This window comes from Arthrobacter sp. sptzw32 (assembly GCF_059089735.1).
Genome location: NZ_JBNHEZ010000006.1, coordinates 36,195 through 59,437, shown reverse-complemented (window position 1 = coordinate 59,437; position 23,243 = coordinate 36,195). Strand labels below are relative to the sequence as shown.

Below are 23,243 nucleotides of genomic sequence, written 5' to 3'. Positions count from 1 at the left end.
TGTTAATAAGGTATAGATGCGAGGTCAGGAATCGCGCTGCTGCTGCTTGATCCGGTTGGTCAGCTCTGTCACCTGGTTGTAGATCACACGGCGCTCGGCCATGAGCTCGCGGATCTTGCGGTCCGCGTGGATCACAGTGGTGTGGTCGCGGCCGCCGAGCTCCTGGCCGATCTTGGGAAGCGACATGTCCGTCAGTTCCCGGCACAGGTACATGGCGATCTGGCGGGCGGTGACGAGGGTCCTGGTGCGGGACTTGCTGCAGAGCTCTTCCATGCTGAGCTTGAAGTAGTCCGCAGTCTGCGTGAGGATCTGGCTCGACGTGATCTCCTGGGCGCCGTCGTCGGTGATGAGGTCCTTGAGGACCATCTCGGCGAGGGCCACATCAACGGGCTGCCGGTTCAGGCTGGCGAAGGCAGTAACCCGGATCAGGGCGCCTTCAAGTTCACGGATGTTGCTCGAGATTTTGGACGCGATGTATTCCAGGGCGTCATCCGGCGCCGAAAGGCCTTCACTCAGGGCCTTTTTGCGCAGGATGGCGATGCGGGTCTCGAGCTCCGGCGGCTGGATATCCGTCAGCAGGCCCCATTCGAAGCGCGATTTCATGCGGTCCTCGAAACCGGCGAGCAGTTTGGGCGGCTGGTCCGAGGTGATGACCACCTGCTTGTTGTTGTTGTGCAGCGAATTGAAGGTGTGGAAGAACTCCTCAAGCGTCCGGTCCTTGCCGGCGAGGAACTGAATGTCGTCAATCAGCAGCACATCCACGTTGCGGTACGTGGTCTTGAAGCTGGCGCCTTCATCGTCGCGGATGGAGTTGATGAAGTCGTTCGTGAATTCCTCTGAATTGACGTAGCGGACGCGGATTCCGCTATACAGGCGCCGGGCATAGTGTCCGATCGCATGCAGCAGGTGTGTCTTCCCCAGGCCGGAGTCACCGTAGATGAACAACGGGTTGTACGCCTTGGCCGGCGCTTCAGCCACTGCGACGGCCGCTGCATGGGCGAAGCGGTTGGAGGAACCGATAACGAAAGTGTCGAAGACGTACTTCGGGTTCAGGCGGCCGAACTCGTGGGAGGTACTGGGCAGCATGGGCTGCGGCTTCTGCTCGATGAGCTGGTCCGGCGAGAAGGAAGGTTCGACGACGGGTTCCGGCTCTACGTGCACAGGCACCAGATCGGTGTCCACGTCGATGGCACAGCGGATGTCCTCGGAGAACACGTTGTGCAGGGCGTCATCCAGAGCGTCCTTGACCTGGGTCTGCAGCACTTCGCGGGTGAGCTCATTGGGAACGGCAACCAGCAGGGTGGAGCCAATCAGGCCCTGGGCCTGGGCCAGGATGACAAAGCCACGCTGCCGCGGGGTAACGCGGTGGTCCTGCTCCAGCAGGGTGATCACGCGCCGCCAGGAACTTCCGACAGTATTGGCGTGGTTGGCTTCGTCTACTGTCATCAATCGGTTCCCTCAAAACTTGCTTTGCCTGCATTGCCTGCAGCCGCAAGTCTTGAACCAGGAGGGGCTCAGCTTCATCCACAGGGTTATGCACAGCACGTGGATAATCGGCTACTGGGCAACTCTAGGGGATGAAAAGCCTAGAAGATAGCTGGCAAGTAGCTTGTGGATAATTACACGGCTGTTGTTCTGAAAACGGGGCTGTGAGCCACTTCATCCACAGGCTGGAAGGGCTGCTTGGCCACAGTTGTGGATACTGCTGCTGCCCTGCTTCGGTTTGACTCGGGGGTTCAAATTGCCCTAACGTTGTGAAGTCCTTTGTGTCCGCTTTTTGGCCCCATCTGAATCTCTCAGACGCAGTGCGTTTGAGCAGCCGGGGGAAGCGTGCATATACAAAACTTAGCGTCGGCCAGTTCTTCCCCTTACTGATCGGGTGGGCGCACCTTTGATCCACTGGAGTAACTAACGTGAGCAAGCGGACTTTTCAGCCGAATAACCGCCGTCGAGCCAAGAAGCACGGCTTCCGCCTTCGTATGCGTACCCGTGCCGGTCGCGCCATCCTGGCAGCCCGTCGTGGCAAGGGCCGTACCGAGCTGTCGGCGTAAATACTGACTCGTCGGTAGACATTTCTTTGCGAGTTTAAGGTGCTGGCCACCCGCAACCGTTTGAGGACTGCAACCGATTTTTCAACAACTGTACGTTCCGGTGTCCGCAATGGACGCCGGAACGTAGTGTTATATACGGCAGCCATTGCTGCTGACGAACCAAGCCGGATCGGGTTCATCGTTTCCAAAGGTGTCGGGAACGCTGTGGTCAGGAACCTCGTTAAGAGGAGACTGAGAGAAGCAGGTGCTGCCTCGCTGCGCGAGTACGGTACCGGGTTTGCCATAGTGGTCCGGGCGCTTCCTGCGTCCGCGTCCGCAAGCTGGGATCAGCTGTTGTCGGATTACAACGCCGCACTGGCAGCGACTATGACCCGGCTGGCTGGCCGCCCTGCACGGGCTGCTGCTAACGGTTCGGCCGATACAACACAGGAGGGGACACTGCGTGCGTAACGCCACCGCCGTCGTCGTCACCTATCTCCTTCCTGCTGCTTCCGCTGCCGGGAGGTTCCTCTGGAACCTGCCCCGCAACACTCTTATCCTTTTGCTGACTGCCTACCGCAAGGTGATCTCTCCCTTGTACGGCCAGGTCTGCCGATTCTTCCCTTCATGCTCGGCCTATGCCCTTGAAGCTGTTACCGTCCATGGCGCCGTCAAGGGGAGCTGGCTGGCCGCCCGCCGCCTCGGCCGCTGCCATCCATGGAACGCCGGTGGTGTGGATCATGTCCCCGCCGGCCACCGGGAATGGCCTGCCAGCCAGACCCCCACAATTGTTGTGCTGAACAACCCGGACAAGTACCTGGCTGCTCGGACTGATGGAGAAGGCCGCACTGCGGCCTGACGAATAGGGATAAGTATGGACTTCTTTGAAACAATCATGTTTCCGTTCAAGTGGCTTGTGTCCATCATCATGGTGGGCTTCCACGAGGGCCTGACTGCTATTGGCTTGCCTGAGGCCTCGGGCTGGACCTGGACGCTGTCCATCATCGGGCTGGTGCTGGTGATCCGTGCCGCCCTTATCCCCGTCTTCGTCAAGCAGATCAAGGCACAGCGCGGCATGCAGCTGCTGCAGCCGGACCTGAAGAAACTTCAGGACAAGTACAAGGGCAAGACCGATCAGCTGTCCCGCCAGGCCATGGCGCAGGAACAGATGGCGATGTACAAGAAGCACGGGACCAACCCGTTCTCCGCGTGCTTGCCCATGCTGATCCAGATGCCGTTCTTCTTTGCGCTGTTCACGGTGTTGTCCGGTATTTCGACGGCCAGCCGCGAAGGCGAGGGCATCGGCGCCATGAGCCACGAGCAGGTGGTTCAGTTTGACCAGTCCACCATTTTCGGTGCCCCCCTGTCGGCGACCCTGCTCCATGGCACACCCCCTGGTGGCAACGTGGTGGCAGTCTGGATCCTCTCCATCCTGATGATCCTGGCGATGACAGCTTCGCAGTTCATCACGCAGAAGCAGATTATGGCCAAGAACATGTCTGAAGAGGCCATGGCCAGCCCCTTCATGCGCCAGCAAAAGATGATGCTCTACATCCTGCCCATCGTTTTCGGTGTGGGCGGCATCAACTTCCCCATCGGTGTCCTGATCTACTGGACCACCACCAACCTTTGGACCATGGGCCAGCAGTTCTTTGTCATCCGCCGCATGCCGACGCCGGGATCCCCCGCTGCCAAGGCCCTCGCCGAGCGCCGTGCCGCCAAGGGCCTCCCGGCCCTCTCCATCCTTGGCGGCAAGAAGGACGATGACGCCGACGCCGCTGCGGCCGCTGCTGCCGTGGCACAGGCCAAGGGACAGCGCATCCAGCCACAACGCAAGAACAGGAAGAAGAAGTAATGTCAGCCGAAAGTACCGAACACGCCCTTTCCGAAGAGATCATCGACGATCAGGACGAGTCCGCGGCAGAGGACAACTCCGCCCCCAAGGTGTCCTCGGCCAGCCGGCTCGAGGAAGAGGGCGACGTTGCAGCTGATTACCTCGAGGAACTCCTGGACATTGCAGATATTGACGGTGACATAGACATAGAGGTCCGCAACGGCCGCACCTACATCTCGATCGTTACGGAAGAAGAGTCCGACACCCTGGACAGCCTGGTGGGAGAGGACGGCGAAGTCCTGGAAGCTTTGCAGGAACTGACCCGGCTCTCGGTGTTGTCCGCTACGGAGAACCGGTCCAGGTTGGTGCTGGACATCAACGGCTACCGGCAGGAACGCACGGGCCACCTTCAGAAGATCGCCGAAGATGCGGCAGCTGCTGTAAAGGAGACAGGCGAAGCTGTTGCTCTCGAACCGATGAGTGCTTATGAGCGGAAGATCGTTCACGACGCCGTCGCTGATCTGGGCCTCGTGAGCGAGTCCGAGGGCGAAGGCGCCGGACGCCACATTGTTGTATCCGCGGACTAGAGGATTGCTGATTCCCTGATCATGGTTGACATCACTGCAGCTGAGCTTCTGGCGGCTGAAAAGATTTTCGGTGACCGACTGGACCTCGCGAAGCGGTATGTGGAGCACCTGGCCACCTCTGGGACGGAGCGTGGTCTGATCGGGCCACGGGAGATTCCCCGCTTGTGGGGACGGCACGTCCTCAACTGCGCGGTCATTGAGAGTGAGATTGCGCAGGGAAGCCACGTAGCCGACGTGGGCAGTGGCGCCGGGCTGCCAGGCCTTTGCCTTGCAATCGCCCGCCCTGACCTGGAGCTTACCCTGATCGAACCGCTGGAGCGCAGGGTGATCTGGCTGCAAGAAGTGGTCGACGACCTGGACCTCGATAACGTGACCGTCATGAGGACGCGTGCTGAACTTGCCGTCGGGCATGTGGAGGCTGGCGTTGTGACGGCACGCGCGGTATCTGCACTGACCAACCTCGCAAGCCTTACTATTCCCCTGCTTGGCGGCCATGGCGAGGTTGTTGCCATCAAGGGCCGCAGCGCGGCCGAGGAGATCGAAAAGGCCGCCAAGGTTATCCGAAAACTTGGGGGCGTTCAGACATCTGTCGTCACGGTGGGCGACAACCTGCTGGAAGAGCCCACCACTGTAGTGCGCATCGTTGTGAACAAGTCCCAAAAGAAGGCCTAGGGTAGGCCCGGCGGCCACGGTCTGCCGGGGTAAGCAGTTAGGCTAGTCAACGGCAGCAAAAACAGCTGAACGAGAGTGAGTGTGCCCCAGTGACCAGTAGCGAAGCCTCCACGCAACGGATACCGCCGTTCGTGTCATTGGGGTCAGCGCGTTCTTTCGCTGGTGCTGCATCCGCTTCGTCAGGTTTTTCGTCTAATCAATCGAAAAAGGTAGCACCGTCTTCGGCGGGCGCCGTTTCACGTGAAACAACGTCTACCGGTAGGGCAAACATCATCGATGCCATAGACGACACAAGTCCAATTGCTCGCGAACTGGCGCACGAGACCCGCAGGCGCGAACGGCTCGTGGGGCGCCAGTTGCCGCGTCCCGAGAAGACGCGCATTTTCACCGTGTCCAATCAAAAGGGTGGCGTAGGCAAGACCACCACCACGGTCAACATTGCCGCCGCCCTTGCCGCTGCCGGACTGAATGTTCTGGTCATTGACATTGACCCCCAGGGCAACGCTTCCACTGCGTTGGGCATCGAGCACCACGCAGACGTGGACAGCATCTATGACGTCCTGATCAACGATGTTCCTCTTTCTGATGTAGTGGCGCAGTGCCCGGATATCGGAAACCTCATCTGTGCACCGGCAACCATTCACCTGGCCGGTGCGGAAATTGAGCTTGTGTCACTCGTGGCGCGCGAGCAGCGGCTACGTAGGGCAATCGATGTTTACGCGAAGACGCGTGAAAAGAAGGGCGAAGAACGCCTGGACTACATCTTCATTGATTGCCCTCCGAGCCTCGGCCTCTTGACGGTCAACGCGTTCTGTGCGGCGAGCGAAGTCCTCATTCCGATCCAGTGTGAGTACTACGCACTGGAAGGGCTGAGCCAGCTCCTCAAAAACATCGAGATGATCCAGAAGCATCTCAACGCTGACCTTGTGGTGTCCACCATCCTCCTGACCATGTACGACGGCCGGACCAACCTCGCTGCCCAGGTTGCCGCCGAGGTCCGCCAGCACTTCCCCGAACAAGTACTGTCCGCGGTGGTGCCGCGCTCGGTCCGCATCTCGGAGGCTCCGAGCTACCAGCAAACCGTGATGACGTACGATCCCTCATCCAGTGGAGCCCTTTCTTACCTGGAAGCCGCTGCTGAAATAGCGGAACGCTAAAACTTCAAGAACTGCAACAACTGGAGCGCGGTAAGGCCGTGCTCTACCACTGGAGGGATTTACCCATGAGCGAGAAGCGACGGGGCCTAGGCCGCGGTTTGGGCGCACTGATTCCGAGTTCCGCCGGTGCGAACGGGGCCGGCAACGGTGCAGCGGTCTCACGGCCCGTCGATCTCTTCTTTCCCGAGGGGCGCAGGAAGACTTCCGAGCCGGAGGAAGTCGATGCTTTGTCGACGCAGGAGTCGGTCCTGAAGGTGACGACGCCGGGTAAATCAGGGTCCATAAAAAGGTCTCCAGCCAAGGCAACCAGCAACTCGCCGGCCAAGACGTCTGCAGCGAAATCATCCGCGCGGCAGGCACCGACGTCAGCCCCCACTCCCGTGGACTCCACTGACGAGCCGGCAGGGAACAGCGCCGGCAGCACTCAGGACGCCGACGAGCCCACCGTAAAGAGTGGGGCTGAGGCATCTGACACCGCCACAACGGACTCGTCAAAGGCGGACCAGGCGGAGCTTGTGGATGCCGCCGCTGGTGATTCGTTTGATTCCTTTGCAACGGACACTGGTGTGGAACTGGTGCAGGTCCCGGGAGTCCGTTTTGCGGAAATACGCGTCTCCGACATCCACCCAAACCGGAAACAGCCTCGTGCGGTCTTTGATGAGGACGACATGGCGGAGCTTGTGCACTCAGTTCGCGAAGTCGGTGTCCTCCAGCCCATTGTGGTTCGGAATTCAACCGAAGTGGGTGGAGAACCGTTTGAGCTCGTCATGGGTGAACGGCGGTGGCGTGCTGTACAGGCCGCTGGACTCGAAACCATCCCCGCCATCATCCGGGACACCACCGATGACGATCTGCTGCGGGATGCACTGCTCGAGAACCTTCACCGAAGCCAGCTGAACCCGTTGGAAGAGGCTGCTGCCTACCAGCAACTCCTTGAGGACTTCGGTACTACCCACGAACAGCTGGCCGACCGCATAGGCCGTTCGCGCCCGCAGGTGTCCAACACCCTCCGGCTTCTGAAGCTGCCTGCTTTGGTTCAGCGAAGGGTTGCGGCCGGCGTGCTGTCTGCGGGCCACGCACGCGCCCTCCTGGCGCTTCCTGACGCAGCTGCGATGGAACGGCTTGCCCAGCGTATTGTGGCCGAGGGAATGTCTGTGCGCGCTACAGAAGAAGCCGTGGCTCTGTACCAAGACCCTGCCAAGCCGGCCAAGAACAACATTCCGCGTCCTGGTGCGCGCCACGAGCGCCTTGATTACCTGGCGTCGTCGCTTTCCGATCGGTTGGACACGAACGTGAAGATCTCGCTGGGCGTTCGTAAGGGCCGAGTAAGCATCGAATTTGCCAGTGTTGAGGATCTTAACCGAATCATGGACGTGCTCGCTCCTGGTTCGGAGAACTAATAGTCCTGGCGCCGGCGTTTTACTGCTTCTAGCGGGTTCCCATAACCCGGTGACAGGCGCGTCTGCTATTGGCTAATGGCAGGAAACTAACGTTGTTCAATGCTCCGCTGCACGACTTGCAGTGGAGCCTTCATTCAGTTGGGCCCACTCAACGTATGCCTGGGCATCGAGATCAAATTTTCATAGTGCTCGTCTGCGCCTTGTAGGTCCCCGTTATCGGACTACGAAGTCTGCCTCCTTCCACTTGTGGTCGTAGCGACTTTTGGGCTTAGAGTTGCTGTTTCACGTGAAACAGCGGATGCGATTCATGTGGACTGTTGCTCGTTGTCCTTCGGCCACTAGGGCAGAGCGGCCACGAAGTTTCTCCGTGCTTTTCCGGACGAGAACCGCTGCTGGCGTTACTGGGGGATTGGTCCGGAACTCCCCCAGCACTTATGGCCGGAGTACCGTAAACACGAGGAGGTGCAGCACATGACGCAGACCTGGTCTTTTTCTGCGGTTGGAGATCTACTGCGGATAGTGGCTGCAGCTATATCAATTTCAGGCTTAGCTTTGACTACGATTGCTATCGGCGCGAGCAGTAGCCTCGGTGCAAGGGCGACTAGGGCATGTTCTGGCCCGACGTTCCTTAGAGTGGGCGTAGGTGTTTCACGTGAAACGTTCCTCCGTAACGTGTGTTTGGGACCGAAGTTGGGCTCGCGAATGTGGAGCCTCCTATAGTTACGAAGTTCTTGAACCAGTCGTTCCAAGGAAAAGGTGCCTTGTGCTGGCGTTGCTACTGACCTTTCCACAGTCGGGGAACGGGTGTTCTTTGCATGGGGCATCCTAGGTGGCCAGGCGCTTATGGCTATTGCACTCGATTCAAATGCCGTAGCTCATCTTCTTCTGAGTCGACCTGCGGTGTCACCCTACGTATTTGCGCCAGCGAACACTCCTAGCGAGCTATCGGCAAGGTCTGGGCACCCGCTAACCTAGTTGCGGCGCCCCGATCTACTTGCAGCGATTGGGACAGACAGTCATCGAACTTGCGGTATTCCTGCGATACAGCGCTTCGCGTGCGGCCTGCCCGCACCTTCAGCGGCTGCTTTACGCCGTAGCCGAGCCCTTCACTGCTGCCACGATTAATCCGCATGGCTGTCCCGGGTGCGGGCAGGTCGGCATTCGTGCAAGCTACTTTCCGCTCAGTTCAGCTAGTCCAGTGGTCTTAGGCGACATCAGGACGCGGGCACTCTTGGTGACCCAAGCACGTGGCACTTCCCTATTGCGGCCAGAAGCCTACGGACCCATCGTTCAACGCTCGCTGCGTTTCACGTGAAACATCCGTAGGCACTTGGTCGTCTCATAAATACGGGTAACAGCTAGCCATTGGAGTGTGCTAAGACATGAACCACCAAGCGCCCGCGGCGGCTGTAGTGGCCTCAAAAGGAGAGGATCGTAGGGCAGCCCTTCCGCCTAGTGATGCGTTAAGATCGGTGGTCCCTACTACACCGCAAGGCAGCGGCTGCTGTTATCCCTTCCTTGCACAGCATAGGCTTTAGTAGCCCGATAGGACGCTTGGGTGGTGTTGCACCGTCAGACAGCGTCCCGGATCGCTGTATGTGCCTTGACCCTTCCGGTAAATACACAACAGCAGCGCGCTTTGGCCAGTACCCCTGCAGCTAGGCAATGCTTTGCATCACCAAACCCTCACTGACGGCCGCCGGGACGATGCCTTATTATCGCTCGAGGATCAACCGGACATATGGTTCCTGCTGTTGACAAACCAGGTGCCTCGCTGGCCTATAAGCGGGTCCTCGACAGCGACGTATTGCGGCCTTAGTTCAGCCGCAGATGAAAGATTGGAAGGCTAGCCACGGCCCGCGATTCAAGCAATGGTGAGGTGGAGCGGCCCAGCACGTCGAATCACCTCTACCTCCTAGTATGCGCTGGCTACATCTATACATGTCCAGCAATAATCAGCGACCCAGCAGCCGTGGCGTCGTGTGGAAAAGTGCTGTGGACAACACTGTGGATACCTACGGCGCCGGACCTGCACGTCAGCCGGTCCGCGCTTTCGCCCGCCCCACACGTCTCAGGTCTCGTACTCTTACGTTCGTCGCCGTTTCACGTGAAACACAAACCCCACACGCGTGCACAGCAGCCGCTGCCACGCCGCACCGCCCAGCGTAGATCCTAAGAAGCCGGATTAGGTTTACTAAGCAGCCAGGTTATGCGCCTTCCGGTTCCGGCGTATGCACTGGGCGCTCTTACACTCCCGACAGCAGCCGGCCTTAACACCACAACACGCACGCGACCTCCGCTGACAGCGAGGAGTGAGGACAGTAACACTTCTGAGCAATTGTGGATAACTATGGGGACAAGTGGCAACGTGGATGTGGATAAGCCTGTGGAAGGAGGCACCCGAAACTACGAGCAGCGGTGCAGGAAGTTGTCCCATCTGCGAATCCGCTCGTGACTATGATGGCGGGGACGGGCAAGCAAATGTGCCTGGCATGGACACCCCCTTGCGCCTTGGAGGCCATCGCCGCCGAAGTTGCTTATACTGGTCAGCCCAATCGCCTTGGAGGTGAGGTACCTGCATGCGACCCTTTCCTGTGGGCTTAGTCTGCTTTTGTTGAGCTGCTCTTAGGGCGGTCTTCTTGTTCTAGAACGACCGCCTTTGAATTGGCTTTACACAACGCTTGATACTACCGAGAGTATGAACTGCGTAAGTGCTCTCTGTTAGTCGCCGTATCCGTGCCGACTTCGCCGCAACACCGTTCTACAATCGTGCTTCACGGTGGTCGTGCTTCGCCTAGCCCCCACGCGTTGGTGTTTAGCTGTCAGGCAACGACAACTCTGTACTTGTTATGTTTCCAAGGACACGCCTCTTCGCTCTGCCGCCGGCCATGTTTCACGTGAAACCAATCGGCTGGTGGGAGCCAGACGGGCTTTACCGTTGTTGCCCGTCGTAGTTTAGGCGCCTGCTCTTGCAGGACACAACGAGCCGTACACATGCTCTGAATCCTTTGGTACTGCTGCACTGTCGTTCGACTGTTAGCTGTTTCCCGAAGTAAAGACCAAGCCCGGGTCGTGGTTGCAGCTGTGTAGTCCTCGCGTTTTGGTCTAGCACTTATACAGTCGAGGCACTGCCGATAGCAGGGTCAGAAATTGCAATGATGGGAGGAGTAAATTCGACCCTCAAGGATAAGAGCAGGCCTCCGGTCCATATAACTAAGCCCGCCCCTCCCGCTTTCTTTACTACAACCGCAGATCATTGCTGCCGCGGAAGGTGCGGTTGCGCTGCTGAGTGACTGGTCGGGCCATCGGTCGTACGTCTGCACGTCCTCCGTGTGCAGCGGATATGGGGACTGTCGGGTGTGTGCTGCAAGGAGTGCACTCCCGAAGCGGGCGCCTTAACTCAAAGCGCCCCCTCGTCGTAGCTGTTTCACGTGAAACGCCGGTGCGTACCTTGGCGTTCAACTTAGTCTTACCCATACAGGGCATGCGAGGTGTGGCGAAACGCCGCACTACTCTGGGGGAGGGTCAGGTGGTCTTGAGTGCTTACACTTACCTGCAATTGGAGGCCAGCCAGACGCAAGGAGCTCGGTGTATCGATCTTCCTCGGACACCCAGGAGTCTACGCTACTGAGTCTCAACAAAGTAGGCGCCGCATGCCGGCTCCGCGCGGGTACGAAACGTGCCGCGAATCATCGAAGCTGTCGTCTTTGCTGTTGTGCAATGCCAAGTAGGGCATCACCAATTTCCCGCGAAGGGGCGCCGCCGTTTCACGTGAAACATGAGGATGGTCCGCACCGGTGTCCACTCGTTGTGGCGCTGCGAAAAGCTGGAGTAGCTGTGCAGCCGTTGCCAATGACCACTGAAACGGCCCTCTTGTTCCTGTTTCACGTGAAACAGGAAGAGTGGGCCGAGGTACTTATGCACTAGTTCAACGGCGTCCACCGCATTACCAAGAGGCTTCTTCCCTGCCGTGGCGAACCCGCTCTAAGCCCTGGTCAAGGATTAAGACAGAGCTCAAAACTAACAATCTTCTGCAGTTGCGCCCTTGCCTGAGTGCCAAGGCCATGCCTAGGTACACAAAAAAGTGGCCACCGCTGCGAGGCGGTGGCCACTTCCAAGTACCGGACGTTGTCCGCTGCTGCGCTCCTAGGAAAGGACGTCAGCAAATTCTTTCTCAAAAAACTGCTTGGGCTTTGCCCCGACGACGGTGCTCTTCACTTCCCCGCCCTGGAACAGGTAAACGGCGGGAATCGAAGTGATTCCGTACTCAGCGGCAATACCCGGATTGTCATCGACGTTCAGCTTCACAACGTCAACCTTCTCGCTGTACTCGACTGAGATCTCGTCCAGGATGGGACCCAGCTTGCGGCAGGGGCCGCACCACTCGGCCCAGAAATCCACGATAACCGGCTTATCCGAGGACAAAACGTCCGTACCGAAACTTGCGTCTGTTACGTCTTTCGCATTGCTCATAGCTTTATCTCTTTTCTCGTATAGCGCTTACGGACTTAGGCGGGCAGGTCTGCGAGGTAATGCTCAACGTCGAGAGCGGCAACACAGCCGGAACCCGAAGCTGTAATGGCCTGACGGTAGGTGGGGTCGATAACGTCTCCAGCCGCGAAAACGCCCGGCAAGCTGGTCCTGGAACTGCGGCCAGCCACGGCAATCGTGCCCTCGGGCGTCAAATCCAGGACGCCCTTAACCAGATCAGTACGGGGGTCATTGCCGATAGCCACGAATACGCCAGTTACGGCCAGGTCGGATACGGAACCGTCCATGAGGTTCTTCAACTTCAGACCACTGACCTTCTGGTCTCCAACCACGTCTTCCACCGTGCTGTTCCAAACGAAGTTGATCTTCTCGTGCGCCAGGGCGCGGTCAGCCATAATTTTCGAGGCCTTGAGCGAATCACGGCGGTGGACAACCGTTACCGACTTCGCAAACTTGGTGAGGAACAGTGCCTCTTCCATCGCTGAGTCTCCCCCGCCAATGACCGCGATGTCCTGGTCCTTAAAAAAGAAACCGTCGCAGGTTGCACACCAGCTGACGCCGTGCCCTGACAGCCGCTTTTCATTGGGCAAGCCCAACTCGCGGTAGGCGGAGCCGGTGGAGAGAATAACTGCCTTTGCCTGGAAGCTCTCACCCGTGGCAATGGTGACTGTCTTTACCGGACCTACGAGCTGCAGCGAAGTGACGTCCTCGAACTGTATGTCGGTACCGAAGCGTGCTGCCTGCTTCTCGAAGTTCTCCATCAGGTCCGGTCCCATGATGCCCTCCGGGAAGCCCGGGTAGTTCTCCACATCTGTGGTGTTCATCAGTTCACCGCCGGCAGTGACAGAACCTGCCAACAACAGGGGCTTCAGGTTGGCGCGGGCAGTGTAGACAGCTGCCGTGTATCCAGCCGGGCCGGAGCCGACGATGATGACATCACGTAAATCTGACGTGGTGCTTTCTGTGATGGTCACGGAACGGTGAACCTCTTCCTTTTTGACGCGCCCCGCTTTGGAGGCCGGCCACATGGCACAACTGATACTGCAGCCTGAATATTCCGGGCCCCTGGCGCAACGGAATGCCGGCGGGAAGCAGTAAGCGAACTCCGCGAGACGCTCTTTCAAGGTTACCGCCCTGCAGCAAAGCCAAGCACCGCAGAGTAATCTCCGCCCCAGGTGTTGCGGAGCGAGCGCAATCCGTGGGGGTTACTGAACCTTTACCTCGGCCAGCCGAAGGCCATAACCGTAGCGCGTCTTGGGCGCCGCCAGCCTCGGCAGGGAGTTGATCGAAACGATAACGTACTGGGCCTGTACGGGTTCTGCCAGGGGCATGTTCAGGTCTGCCGACGTAAAGCTGTTGGTGCCCACCGCCTTCGCTCCGTCCAGGGAGGGCTGGCTGTTGGTGTACACCGTGATGTTTCCGCCGGAGCCACCAAGCTGCGAAAGTGTGACGGATGAAACGGTTGCCGGGTTTTCCAGCTTTACCACCAGCGGCACGCCCTGGGCGGCCAGGCCGCCCCAGTTTTCGCTCGCGAATTCCATGTCGGACCAGTAGCTGGCGGCGTTACCGTCGTACGCCTTGATGAGGTCACGGTCAAAGGTGGCCGCGAAATCGAAGTTGCCCTGCCGGCTGACGCTTTCAATCGCGGGCGGGACTGCGGGCGGCGCCGAGGTGGGTGCCTGCGTTGGTGCACCGGAGCCTGCGGGAGCGCCAGCGTTCGTGGCAGGAGCGGATGGGTTGGCTTGAGGTTCTGGGGCGAAAAGGCTGCCCAGGTTGGTAACGGCGAAGACAAGGCCGGCAATCAGGACAACGGCCAGCAGCCCGCCCACAAGCCAGCGCATGGAACGGGGTCCACGTGCAGGGGCGTCCCGGTCGTCGTAGTCGTCCTGTTCCACGTGGGACGGGGCGGCAGCAGAGGAAGCGGCTGCCGGAGCCGCCGCACGGGCAAATACGGCGGAGGACTTTTTCTTTACCGCCCGGTCATGTTCTACCGGCGCATCCCCGTGGCGGTCCTGGCCGTCAGCGCTGGCGTAGTCGTCCTCGGACCAGAGGGACACCTTCGGCTTGGCCGTTTCAGGCGCCTGTGCCGGCTTTGAAGGGGAGGCAGCGCTGGCAGCAGCCGTGTCTCCCGCAGGCCGTGTCGAAGGGCCAACGGGCTGCGTCAACGGGCCGGCCGGGCGGGCGGAAGCGTGTGAAGCCGCAGCCCCGGCAGCAGCGCCGCCAAGGGCAGCACCGCCCAGCGGAGACGCACCGGCAGGCTTGCGGGCAGCGGGTGCCGTAGCCGGACGGACGGGAGGTTGCGGGGGCACGACGGGCGCGGGACGGAACGGATCAACCTGGCTGGGGTGTCGCTCTCCGTAGTTGATGTAACCCGCTTCTACATGGTCTTCGTCGTCATAGGGCTCGGGTTCATGCGACCGCGGCTGCCCAAAGATTTCACTTCCAAGGGTGTCCGTAAAAAAGGGCTCCACGTACGGTGGATTGGACGCCACCACGAGGTCCAGCAGGTCCGCCGCGGACGTGTGGTTGGTGATCAGGTACGTGGCATCCTCAGTCACGCCGAGGTCAAGAACCTGAACAGTCCCGGGGCGTTCACCGGTGGCTACTTCGCGGGCGCTCTGCGCAACCTGCTCGGTGTTCTGAGGTCCGGCAACCAGGATGCTGACGGGTCGGTTGAGAACCTGGTCCACACCGTCCAGCACCAGATCGTGGTCGTGCGAGGCCAATACAGTGGCTGTGACCTTGTAACGGCCGCCCAGTACTGATCCGACATCGATCGGGTTGGACACGTGTTCCTCCTAGACTGTCCGGGATCGCCGGCTCGGATGACGCAACCACCGTTCAAGGGGCCGCCGGGGAGCTGACCCTTGAATGCAACTACCCCTGTTCCCTTTCGATCCTAGCCGATGGCGCCCGGCGCCCCGCGGACAAAGACAGCGGCAAACCGGGCAAGCATCACTTTTTCCGGGGCCGCCGGGGCTTGAAGTGTGGGTTCTCGCCGGACTTCCCCTGGAAGGTCCGCCGGCCCGGAAGCGGGATCTGATCGCGCAACAGACCGCCGCGTGCGGTGCCGGGTTGATCCTCGCCGGGAAGATAGGCGCTCGAACCCGCGGAGCCGCGGCCGCCGTCGGCATCATGCCTTTGGCCGGCGCGCTCCGGAACCGGCCCGGCACGGAAGGAAACGGCGTCGAATTCACCTGAAATGCGCGGGATGAGGCCCGTATCAACCGACGTGGTGGCCCGCTCCGGCGCGGGGCGGCGGGGCTCCCCGGAGGGTGCGCCAGGTGAAGTGTCCGACGGCGGGGTCCCGCCTTCCGTCGCCGGCGGATCTTGCCGGCCGCGTCCCAGCCGCCCGAGCAGGGGACGAAGCAGATCGCGAAGTTCCGAGACCCGGAGCAGCTTGAGCAGGACGAAATACACCACGAGCATGACGGGACCCACCACGATAACCGTGATCAGCGCTGCGAGCCGGTCGCGCCAGGCAAACCCGTCCGGGCTGTAGCTGCCCATCAGCCAAAGCGCTCCTGCGCCCGCAATTGCCGAACCCAGCGCGGCATAGCCCATCCGGATATAGGAGTTGGCAATCCGCGGGCCGTCCAGATGCCCCAGGAGCCGCCGCAGGAAGTAGGCGCTGATAACTACGGAAAGGATGTTGCCCACCATGTAAAGCACGGCGATGGCGTAGATGATCTGGTTCACCGGCAGGAACTGGATGGCGAATGCCCCGGCCACGTAAACAACTGCCAGGAGCAGCTGGATGTAGAAGGGGGTCCGGGCGTCCTCGTTGGCGTAAAAGACCCGCGACATCATGAAGTTGGCGCTCATGAACGGTGTGCTGAGCGCGAGGATGGTCAGCGTCTGGGCCAGCATCACGCCGTCCTGGCGCAAGCCGCCTGAGAAGAACATGCCGAGCGGGCCCGCCAGGGCAAAGAGTGCCAACGCGCCGAAAACTGTGGCAACGGCCATGGTCCGGAGTCCGTGCGAGAGGGCATCGCGCAGTTCGGCACGGTTGCCGTCCTGGGACGCACGGGTCATGCGGTTGAACAGGACCGTGGCGAGGGACAGGGCAATGATGGAATGCGGCAGCAGGTACAGCTGGCTGGCCACTTCCAAAACGGCGTTGCCCGGCAGCATGGCAGCAGCGGGGTCCCCCGCCTGCTGCAGCCGGATGCGCTCGGCGCCGGGAATGGTGGCTATGCGCATGACGTAGAGGAAGGCGAGTTGCCCGACGGCGGCAGTCAGCAACGTCCACACGCTTAGCTTGGCTGCCTGGCCGAGTCCCACTCCCCGCCAGCCGAACCGCGGCCGCAGCCCCAGTTTCAGCCGGATCACGGGAATCATGAGGATGGCGGTCTGCGACACCACACCGATGGTGGAGAATCCGGCTACGAACAGGGTCTGGGTGTCACCCCAGTTCTCCAGGGTGTGCGGACTGAATTCGTTGGTGCCGAAAATCCAGATGAACATGCCCAGCCCGGCTATGGCCACCACGTTATTGAGGATGGGCGCCCACATGGCCGGCCCGAAAGCGCCGTTGGCATTGAGGATCTGGGTGAGGAGGGCATAAAGGCCGTAGAAGAAGATTTGCGGCAGGCACCAGAAGGCGAACGTAACCGCCAGTGCCTTCTGCTGCGGGGAGTATCCCTGGGTGGTGAGTTCGATGACCCACGGCGCCGCCAAAGTAACCAGCGCCGTCAGTCCCAGCAGGAGCAGGACTGCCAATGTCAGCAGCCGGCTGATGTAGTCCGCTCCCCTGTCGGGAGCCTTGCTGGCTTTGATGATCTGCGGAACGAGCACTGCGTTGAACACGCCGCCGGCCACCAGCAGGAAGATCAGGTTGGGCAGGTTGTTGGCGTTGATGAACGTGTCATTGACCGTGGAACCGAGTCCCAGAGCTGTGCCGAGCATCCAGGTCTTGCCGAATCCCAGGAAGCGCGAAACCAGGGTTCCGGCGGCCATGATGGCGCTTGACCTGGTCTCGCCTGCCTGCGCCGCGGCGGCTTGTCCAGCCTCCGCGGAACCGCCGTCGGTAGAGACAATTTCTGCCGGCGCCCCGTCAACGGGTCCGCCGTCCAGTGGTGCCCCGTCCATGGGCGGGCCGGCCAGGTGTGCACGGTCAGTGGATGTGTCGTGGCCGGGCACACCGTGGGGAGCGCCGCCGGCGCGGCCGGACTGATCGGAAGGAGAATTGGAAGCTGACATCGAGTTCATCGTCTCACCCGTGGGCGCCTATCACGGCAATGCCGGCACAGCTGTGCCGCCTAGAGGTGTTCGGGCAGGACTTCGCGGGCCAAGTCGGCGATGCGCCGTTCGTTCGGGAAGGACAGCTTGCGCGCGAGTTCCTGGATGGGAACCCATGCAACATCCACCGCTTCCTGGTCCGGATCATTCTCGATAGTCAACTCACCGCCGGTGGCGCGCAGGAGATAGTGGTGGACCGTCTTATGCACGCGGTGGCCGCTGACCGTGAACCAGTAATCGATGCTTCCGAGCGGTGCGAGGATATCCCCCTCGATGCCGGTCTCTTCGGCGATTTCCCGGACTGCGGCCTGCTCGTTGTTTTCCTTGCCCTCCGGATGACCCTTGGGCAGGCACCATTCGAGGCGTCCGCCGCGGTTAAGGCGGGCGATAATGGCCACCCTCAGCTCGGCGTCGGATGTGTCCACCACGACGCCGCCGGCGGAGACTTCCTCCACCGTGGGCAGCGAGGCCGGTGCCGAGTGCTGGGCAGGTGCAACGTGCGCACCAATTGCCGACGGCAACGGTGCGTTTGTCCTCCTGCCTGGAGCGCTCGGTACTGGATGGGCCATGGAGTCCACTCTAACGACTGTTGCCCGTTCGTGATGACCGGAACATGACACGAACATGGACTGCAGATGAGGCGCATTCCCGGTGGCGGACGGAATGAGCGGAACTTGACGGTATTTTGGCCTGCGCCGCCGCTGGTTTCTGACAAGCTTAAGTAACTATGGCGCACGCACATCACGAGACTGAATCCCACACCGTCGATTTCCAGGTGGACCCGGTGGTCCTGGAGCTCGGCCAGCGTTTTGTGGACGCCGGCCACGAACTGTCGCTGGTGGGCGGCCCGGTGCGTGACCTTTTCCTGGGCAGGACCTCACCGGACCTGGACTTCACCACCGACGCCACGCCGGACCAGACAGTGGCCCTCATCAAAAAGTGGGCGGACAACTACTGGGAGATTGGCCGCGCTTTTGGGACCATCGGCATGCGCAAGGCCGGCTTCCAGATTGAGGTAACCACCTACCGCGCCGAGGCGTACGATCCGGAATCGCGGAAGCCCGTGGTGGCGTTCGGCTCCTCCCTGACCGATGACCTGCTTCGGCGCGACTTCACCATCAACGCGATGGCCCTGAAACTGCCCTCCCTGGAGCTCGTGGATCCGTTTGGCGGCGTGCGCGACCTGCACGCCTCCATCCTGGCCACGCCCGGCTCCCCCGAAGCGTCCTTCTCCGACGATCCGCTGAGGATGATGCGTGCCGCCAGGTTCGCGGCGCAGCTGGGTGTTTCCGTCCACGACGACGTCCGACAGGCCATGAGCCGGATGGCAGAACGGATCACCATCATTTCCGCGGAACGGGTGCGGGACGAACTCACCAAGCTCATCTGCGGTGCCCGGCCTCGGGTCGGCGTGGACCTGCTGGTGGACACCGGCCTCGCCGAGTTCGTGCTGCCCGAAGTCTCCGCCCTCCGGCTCGAATCGGATGAGCACCACCGGCACAAAGACGTGTACCAGCATTCGCTGCAGGTGCTGGAACAGGCAGCGGAGCTGGAAACGGATACAGAAGGCCCCGTGCCGGCGCCTGATTTCGTGCTGCGTTTCGCAGCGCTGATGCACGACGTCGGCAAGCCGGCTACGCGCCGGTTCGAACCGGGCGGCGCGGTCAGCTTCCGCCATCACGACATGGTGGGTGCGAAACTCACCTCCAAGAGGATGAAGGCGCTGAGGTTCGACAACGACACCATCAAAGCCGTCGCCCGCCTCGTGGAGCTGCACATGCGTTTCTACGGCTACGGCGAGGCCGGCTGGAGCGATTCCGCTGTACGCCGCTACGTGACCGACGCAGGGCCGCTCCTGGAACGGCTGCACCGGCTGACCCGTTCAGATGTGACCACCCGCAACCAGCGGAAGGCCGAGCGGCTGGCGTTCGCCTATGACGACCTTGAGGCCAGGATCGCCGCGCTGCGGGAACAGGAATCGCTGGAGGCGGTGCGCCCCGACCTGGACGGCGCCCGGATCATGGCTTTGCTGGAGCTCAAACCTGGTCCCGTGGTGGGCCGCGCCTACAAGTTCCTGCTCAATGAGCGGATGGAGCACGGCCCCCTGCCCACCGAGGAAGCCGAAGCTAGACTGCTCCGCTGGTGGGCGGAACAGCCCGAAGCCGCACCCGCTGAAGCCGGGGCTGAAACGTCTCCTGCCGCCGTCGATCGTTCCTCAAAGGAGTCCAAGTGACCTACCCTGCCCTTGCCCCCCGGCCGCAGCTCTGGATCCTCCGCCACGGCGAGACCGAGTGGTCCAAAAGCGGGCAGTACACCGGACTCACCGATCTGCCCCTTACCGTCGAAGGCGAACAGCAGGCAGTGGAAGCCCGCAAGGTTCTGGACCCGGTGGATTTCGACCTGGTGCTGACCTCTCCCTTGAGGCGCGCGCGCCGGACCGCTGAACTGGCCGGCTTCCCCGACGCCCAGCACGAGCCCCTTGCCGTCGAGTGGAACTACGGCGACTACGAGGGAATCAGCTCGGACCTGATCCGGAAAGACAACCCGGACTACCTGATCTGGACCCATGGCGTGCCCAACGGCGAGACACTGGACGAGGTGGCCGCCAGGGCGGACAAGATTATTGGGCGCGTACTCGAATCGGGAATGGACAACGTCCTTATTGTGGCCCACGGCCACTTCTCCCGGATCCTCACAGCGCGCTGGCTCGAACTGCCTCCTGCCGAGGGGCGGCACTTTATCCTCGGAACTGCAAAAGTCTGCACCTTGGGTTGGGATAAGAGGACACCGGCAATTGTCCGGTGGGGTCTTTAGCGGCGCTCCTCCGAGGGTTTCCGGCAGCGGCGGTAAGCTCGGTTCCATGCAGGAGACCCAGCCGCCGGAGCATCGAGGGCGGTCCCGCCTGGTAGTTCCCAGCCGCAGTGACGTCCTGTTGCGCAACTTCACCGAAGTCATCGGCGGACCCCTCGGATCGCGGGCGGCGCCGGGCATCGTCTCCCCGGGCATTTTCACCGTGGAACGCGTTTTGATACTGCTTACCGTCCTGGCGGCGTTCGCGGGCCTCCTGGTCAAAGGGTATTGCCGCGCCAACGGCTGGGAGTCCCCCACACAGTTCTACGCCACATGCTATTCCGACTTTCCCGAGCTTTTTCGAAACCGTGGACTGGCAGAGGGGACCTTTCCCATCCTCGGCGCCGGCAGCCAGTTTGAGTACCCGGTCCTGATCGCCCTGATCGCAGGAGTAACGGCATGGCTGGTTCCCGGGACCGGGGTATCGGATTCGACCGTGCTCGCCTACTTTGACATCAATGCGGCGCTCCTGGCCGCTGTCACGGTGATCACGGTCCTGGCTACCGCCAGAATGACCAGCCGCCGGCCCTGGGATTCGGCCATGGTGGCCCTGGCCCCAGGCATCGTGCTGGCCGGCACCATCAACTGGGACCTGTGGGCGGTGGCGCTGCTCGCCCTGGGCATGTTCTTTTTCGCGCGCCGGCAGCCTGTGCTTGCCGGGGTCTTCATCGGGCTGGGCACTGCCACGAAGCTGTATCCAGTGCTTGTATTGGGTGCGATCCTGCTGCTGGCAGTGCGGACCGGCCGTTTCCGCCCCTTCCTGGTGACATCGGGTGCTGCCGGTGCCTCCTGGCTGGCTGTCAACCTGCCCTTCGCCGCCGCGAATCCCGCCGGCTGGGCTTACTTTTTCCAGTTTAGCGCTGACCGCGGTGCCGGCTACAGCTCGCCGTGGTTCGCCTACAACCTTGTGGCGAACCGGCTGCGGTGGGCGGAACTCAGCCCGGCCGCCGTCGACTTCTTATCCCTGGGCCTGTTCCTGCTGTCCTGCGCGGCCATTGCAGCCGTCGCCCTGACCGCCCACCGGCGTCCCCGCCTGGCCCAACTGGCCTTCCTCATCGTGGCGGCCTTCATCCTTACCGGCAAGGTCTACTCACCCCAGTTCGTGGTGTGGCTGATCCCCCTCCTGGCGCTGGCCCGGCCCAGATGGCGCGACTTTCTGATCTGGCAGGGAGTTGAAGGCCTGCACTGGGCAGCAGTGTGGATGTACCTTGGACAAGTGACCAGCGCAGGCTCTTCCCAGCACAACCTGGATATGCCCTACTACGTTCTCGCCGTGGCGGCACACATGGCTGCGGTGGGCTACCTCATGCTGCGCGTAACCTGGGACATCTATAACCCGGACTACGACCCCATCCGGCGGCATCACCTCGACGATCCCCACGGCGGACCCTTCACCGGTGCGCCGGACTGGCTCAGGTTGAACCTTCGAAACCGGTCAGACTCCCTACTGCCCTGGAAGGTTGGTTCCAATGCCTGATGTGGCGGTGGTGGGCGCCGGGCCCAACGGGCTGGCAGCAGCTGCAGTAATGGCGCGGGCGGGGCTTTCCGTGGAGCTTTTCGAGGCCGGCAAAACCATCGGTGGCGGCGCGCGCACCAGCGAAGTCATGCGGCCCGGGCACTTCCACGACATCTGCTCCGCCGTGCATCCCATGGCGGTGGCCTCACCCTTTTTCAAGGCCTTTGAACTGTCCCGCCGGATTAACCTCATCACCCCGGAGCTGTCCTACGGGTCCCCGCTGGATGGAGGCAGGGCTGCCCTCGCCTACCGGTCCCTGGACAGGACAGCTGCAGGGCTGGGCCGCGACGGCGATGCCTACCGGCGTCTGATGTCACCCCTTGTTGACCGCATCGACGGCATCATGGACTTCACCCAAAACCAACTTCTCCGCATCCCCCGCAACCCTCTGGCGGCAGGGTTGTTCGGGCTGCGGACGTTGGAGCAGGGATCTGTACTGTGGAACGCCCGGTTTAAGGAAGATTTGGCGCCCGCACTGCTCAGCGGTGTGGCCGCCCATCCCATCTCGCACCAGCCATCCCTTGCAGCTTCCGGCGGCGGGTTGATGCTTGGTGCACTTGGACATGCCGGAGGCTGGCCCATTCCCGAAGGCGGATCCGCTGCCATAGCCGCCGCGATGGCAGAGGACTTCGTTGCACACGGCGGCGTTATCCACACGGACGCCCCGATCGACCGGCTTGAGGATCTTCCCGCAACCCGGGCAACTTTGCTGAACGTCGCTCCGCAGGGGCTGCTGAACATGGCCGGCGGCGCGCTTCCCGTGCGCTACCGCGGTGCTTTGGAATCCTTCAGGTACGGAAACGGCTCCTGCAAAGTAGATTTCATCCTCTCAGGACCTGTGCCGTGGGCGGCGAAGGAACTGGCCGACGCCGGAACCATTCACCTGGGCGGCACCCGGGCAGAAGTTGCACGCTCCGAGAACGAAGTGAACGCCGGCAAGCACCCGGAACGCCCGTACGTCCTGGTGGCCCAGCAGTCCCGCTTCGACTCCAGCCGGGCGCCGGCGGGGCACCACACCCTCTGGGCCTACTGCCATGTCCCCACCGGGTCCACCCGGGACATGACCGAGGCCATCACCGCCCAGCTGGAGCGCTTCGCTCCCGGGTTCCGGGACCTTGTGGTGGAGTCGAAGGCCATCACAGCCGCGGGCCTGGCAAAGTACAACCGGAACTACGTTGGCGGAGACTTCAGCGCGGGCACCATGGACATGCTGAACCTCGTGCAGAGGCCCGTTGTGTCGCGCGTCCCGTGGCGGACCCCGCTGCGCGGCGTCTACCTGTGTTCCTCTTCCACTCCGCCAGGACCGGGTGTTACGGGCATGCCAGGCTATTACGCCGCCAAACATGCCCTCCGCGACATGTTTGGCCTTTCGGTGCCCCGACTCGGCCTGCCTGCCACCTGAACGTGCCCTGGTTGCGCGGAAGGCGCGTCATGTGACAAGCCCAGCATTGAAGCGGGGGATAAT

General features: G+C 61.5%; 18 protein-coding genes. 12 read left to right on the top strand and 6 right to left on the bottom strand.

The window, feature by feature from the left end; all coding sequences use genetic code 11:
* Positions 1-24: 24 nt before the first annotated feature.
* Entirely contained in the window at positions 25-1,446 is a 1,422-nt protein-coding gene (dnaA, locus tag AC5RVN_RS12675; protein ID WP_494042246.1) for a chromosomal replication initiator protein DnaA, read from the bottom strand.
* Between the two features lie 467 nt (positions 1,447-1,913).
* On the opposite strand from dnaA, the gene rpmH reads away from it, so the two are divergent.
* The 8 genes from rpmH to AC5RVN_RS12635 all read left to right on the top strand — a co-directional run bounded on the left by rpmH (position 1,914) and on the right by AC5RVN_RS12635 (position 7,680).
* On the top strand, positions 1,914-2,051 hold the full coding sequence (gene rpmH, locus AC5RVN_RS12670) for a 50S ribosomal protein L34 (RefSeq protein WP_003800212.1): 138 nt from the start codon (positions 1,914-1,916) through the stop codon (positions 2,049-2,051).
* A gap of 39 nt (positions 2,052-2,090) precedes the next feature.
* Positions 2,091-2,501 carry a ribonuclease P protein component gene (gene rnpA / locus AC5RVN_RS12665; protein WP_494042247.1) on the top strand — a complete coding sequence of 137 codons (411 nt, stop codon included), beginning with the start codon at positions 2,091-2,093 and terminating at the stop codon, positions 2,499-2,501.
* Positions 2,494-2,889 carry a membrane protein insertion efficiency factor YidD gene (gene yidD / locus AC5RVN_RS12660; RefSeq protein WP_494138152.1) on the top strand — a complete coding sequence of 132 codons (396 nt, stop codon included), beginning with the start codon at positions 2,494-2,496 and terminating at the stop codon, positions 2,887-2,889. Before rnpA ends, yidD begins: the two co-directional genes overlap by 8 nt.
* Before the next feature lie 15 nt (positions 2,890-2,904).
* Positions 2,905-3,885 carry a membrane protein insertase YidC gene (gene yidC, locus AC5RVN_RS12655; protein WP_494042249.1) on the top strand — a complete coding sequence of 327 codons (981 nt, stop codon included), beginning with the start codon at positions 2,905-2,907 and terminating at the stop codon, positions 3,883-3,885.
* The gene (locus tag AC5RVN_RS12650) at positions 3,885-4,451 is read left to right on the top strand and encodes a Jag family protein (protein ID WP_494105810.1); all 567 of its coding nucleotides are present in this window, start codon (positions 3,885-3,887) and stop codon (positions 4,449-4,451) included. Before yidC ends, AC5RVN_RS12650 begins: the two co-directional genes overlap by 1 nt.
* 21 nt (positions 4,452-4,472) lie before the next feature.
* A complete protein-coding gene (gene rsmG, locus AC5RVN_RS12645) occupies positions 4,473-5,123 on the top strand; it encodes a 16S rRNA (guanine(527)-N(7))-methyltransferase RsmG (protein WP_494138151.1) in 651 nt (216 codons plus the stop codon).
* A gap of 89 nt (positions 5,124-5,212) precedes the next feature.
* Positions 5,213-6,280, top strand: coding sequence for a ParA family protein (locus tag AC5RVN_RS12640; protein WP_494042252.1), 1,068 nt, complete (start codon positions 5,213-5,215; stop codon positions 6,278-6,280).
* A 65-nt stretch (positions 6,281-6,345) separates the two neighbouring features.
* Complete coding sequence (locus AC5RVN_RS12635; RefSeq protein WP_494042253.1) at positions 6,346-7,680, top strand: ParB/RepB/Spo0J family partition protein; 1,335 nt, start codon at positions 6,346-6,348, stop codon at positions 7,678-7,680.
* A 4,146-nt stretch (positions 7,681-11,826) separates the two neighbouring features.
* On the opposite strand, the gene trxA is transcribed toward AC5RVN_RS12635, so the two are convergent.
* From trxA to AC5RVN_RS12610, 5 genes are all read right to left on the bottom strand, one after another.
* The gene (gene trxA / locus AC5RVN_RS12630; RefSeq protein ID WP_494138150.1) at positions 11,827-12,153 is read right to left on the bottom strand and encodes a thioredoxin; all 327 of its coding nucleotides are present in this window, start codon (positions 12,151-12,153) and stop codon (positions 11,827-11,829) included.
* 35 nt (positions 12,154-12,188) lie between these two features.
* Positions 12,189-13,145, bottom strand: a complete 957-nt coding sequence (gene trxB / locus AC5RVN_RS12625; RefSeq protein ID WP_494138149.1) for a thioredoxin-disulfide reductase — start codon at positions 13,143-13,145, stop codon at positions 12,189-12,191.
* A gap of 231 nt (positions 13,146-13,376) precedes the next feature.
* Entirely contained in the window at positions 13,377-14,960 is a 1,584-nt protein-coding gene (locus AC5RVN_RS12620; RefSeq protein WP_494138148.1) for an ABC transporter substrate-binding protein, read from the bottom strand.
* A gap of 166 nt (positions 14,961-15,126) precedes the next feature.
* Entirely contained in the window at positions 15,127-17,373 is a 2,247-nt protein-coding gene (gene murJ / locus AC5RVN_RS12615) for a murein biosynthesis integral membrane protein MurJ (protein ID WP_494138147.1), read from the bottom strand.
* Between the two features lie 59 nt (positions 17,374-17,432).
* Positions 17,433-17,933, bottom strand: a complete 501-nt coding sequence (locus AC5RVN_RS12610) for an NUDIX hydrolase (protein WP_050057127.1) — start codon at positions 17,931-17,933, stop codon at positions 17,433-17,435.
* A 206-nt stretch (positions 17,934-18,139) separates the two neighbouring features.
* On the opposite strand from AC5RVN_RS12610, the gene AC5RVN_RS12605 reads away from it, so the two are divergent.
* From AC5RVN_RS12605 to AC5RVN_RS12590, 4 genes are read left to right on the top strand one after another with little or no spacing between them, the layout of a single operon-like run.
* Entirely contained in the window at positions 18,140-19,645 is a 1,506-nt protein-coding gene (locus AC5RVN_RS12605; protein WP_494138146.1) for a CCA tRNA nucleotidyltransferase, read from the top strand.
* A complete protein-coding gene (locus AC5RVN_RS12600; protein WP_494138145.1) occupies positions 19,642-20,226 on the top strand; it encodes a histidine phosphatase family protein in 585 nt (194 codons plus the stop codon). Before AC5RVN_RS12605 ends, AC5RVN_RS12600 begins: the two co-directional genes overlap by 4 nt.
* Positions 20,227-20,272: 46 nt before the next feature.
* Positions 20,273-21,739 carry a glycosyltransferase family 87 protein gene (locus tag AC5RVN_RS12595; RefSeq protein WP_494138144.1) on the top strand — a complete coding sequence of 489 codons (1,467 nt, stop codon included), beginning with the start codon at positions 20,273-20,275 and terminating at the stop codon, positions 21,737-21,739.
* Positions 21,732-23,180 carry a phytoene desaturase family protein gene (locus tag AC5RVN_RS12590; protein ID WP_494138143.1) on the top strand — a complete coding sequence of 483 codons (1,449 nt, stop codon included), beginning with the start codon at positions 21,732-21,734 and terminating at the stop codon, positions 23,178-23,180. The genes AC5RVN_RS12595 and AC5RVN_RS12590 overlap by 8 nt, the downstream gene beginning before the upstream one ends.
* The last annotated feature ends 63 nt before the right edge of the window (positions 23,181-23,243 follow it).

Coding starts and splice junctions, on each gene's coding strand:
- dnaA (WP_494042246.1), bottom strand. CDS start 1,446: ATGACAGTAGACGAAGCCAACCACGCCAATACTGTCGGAAGTTCCTGG.
- yidC (WP_494042249.1), top strand. CDS start 2,905: ATGGACTTCTTTGAAACAATCATGTTTCCGTTCAAGTGGCTTGTGTCC.
- AC5RVN_RS12650 (WP_494105810.1), top strand. CDS start 3,885: ATGTCAGCCGAAAGTACCGAACACGCCCTTTCCGAAGAGATCATCGAC.
- rsmG (WP_494138151.1), top strand. CDS start 4,473: ATGGTTGACATCACTGCAGCTGAGCTTCTGGCGGCTGAAAAGATTTTC.
- AC5RVN_RS12635 (WP_494042253.1), top strand. CDS start 6,346: ATGAGCGAGAAGCGACGGGGCCTAGGCCGCGGTTTGGGCGCACTGATT.
- trxA (WP_494138150.1), bottom strand. CDS start 12,153: ATGAGCAATGCGAAAGACGTAACAGACGCAAGTTTCGGTACGGACGTT.
- murJ (WP_494138147.1), bottom strand. CDS start 17,373: ATGTCAGCTTCCAATTCTCCTTCCGATCAGTCCGGCCGCGCCGGCGGC.
- AC5RVN_RS12605 (WP_494138146.1), top strand. CDS start 18,140: ATGGCGCACGCACATCACGAGACTGAATCCCACACCGTCGATTTCCAG.
- AC5RVN_RS12595 (WP_494138144.1), top strand. CDS start 20,273: ATGCAGGAGACCCAGCCGCCGGAGCATCGAGGGCGGTCCCGCCTGGTA.
- AC5RVN_RS12590 (WP_494138143.1), top strand. CDS start 21,732: ATGCCTGATGTGGCGGTGGTGGGCGCCGGGCCCAACGGGCTGGCAGCA.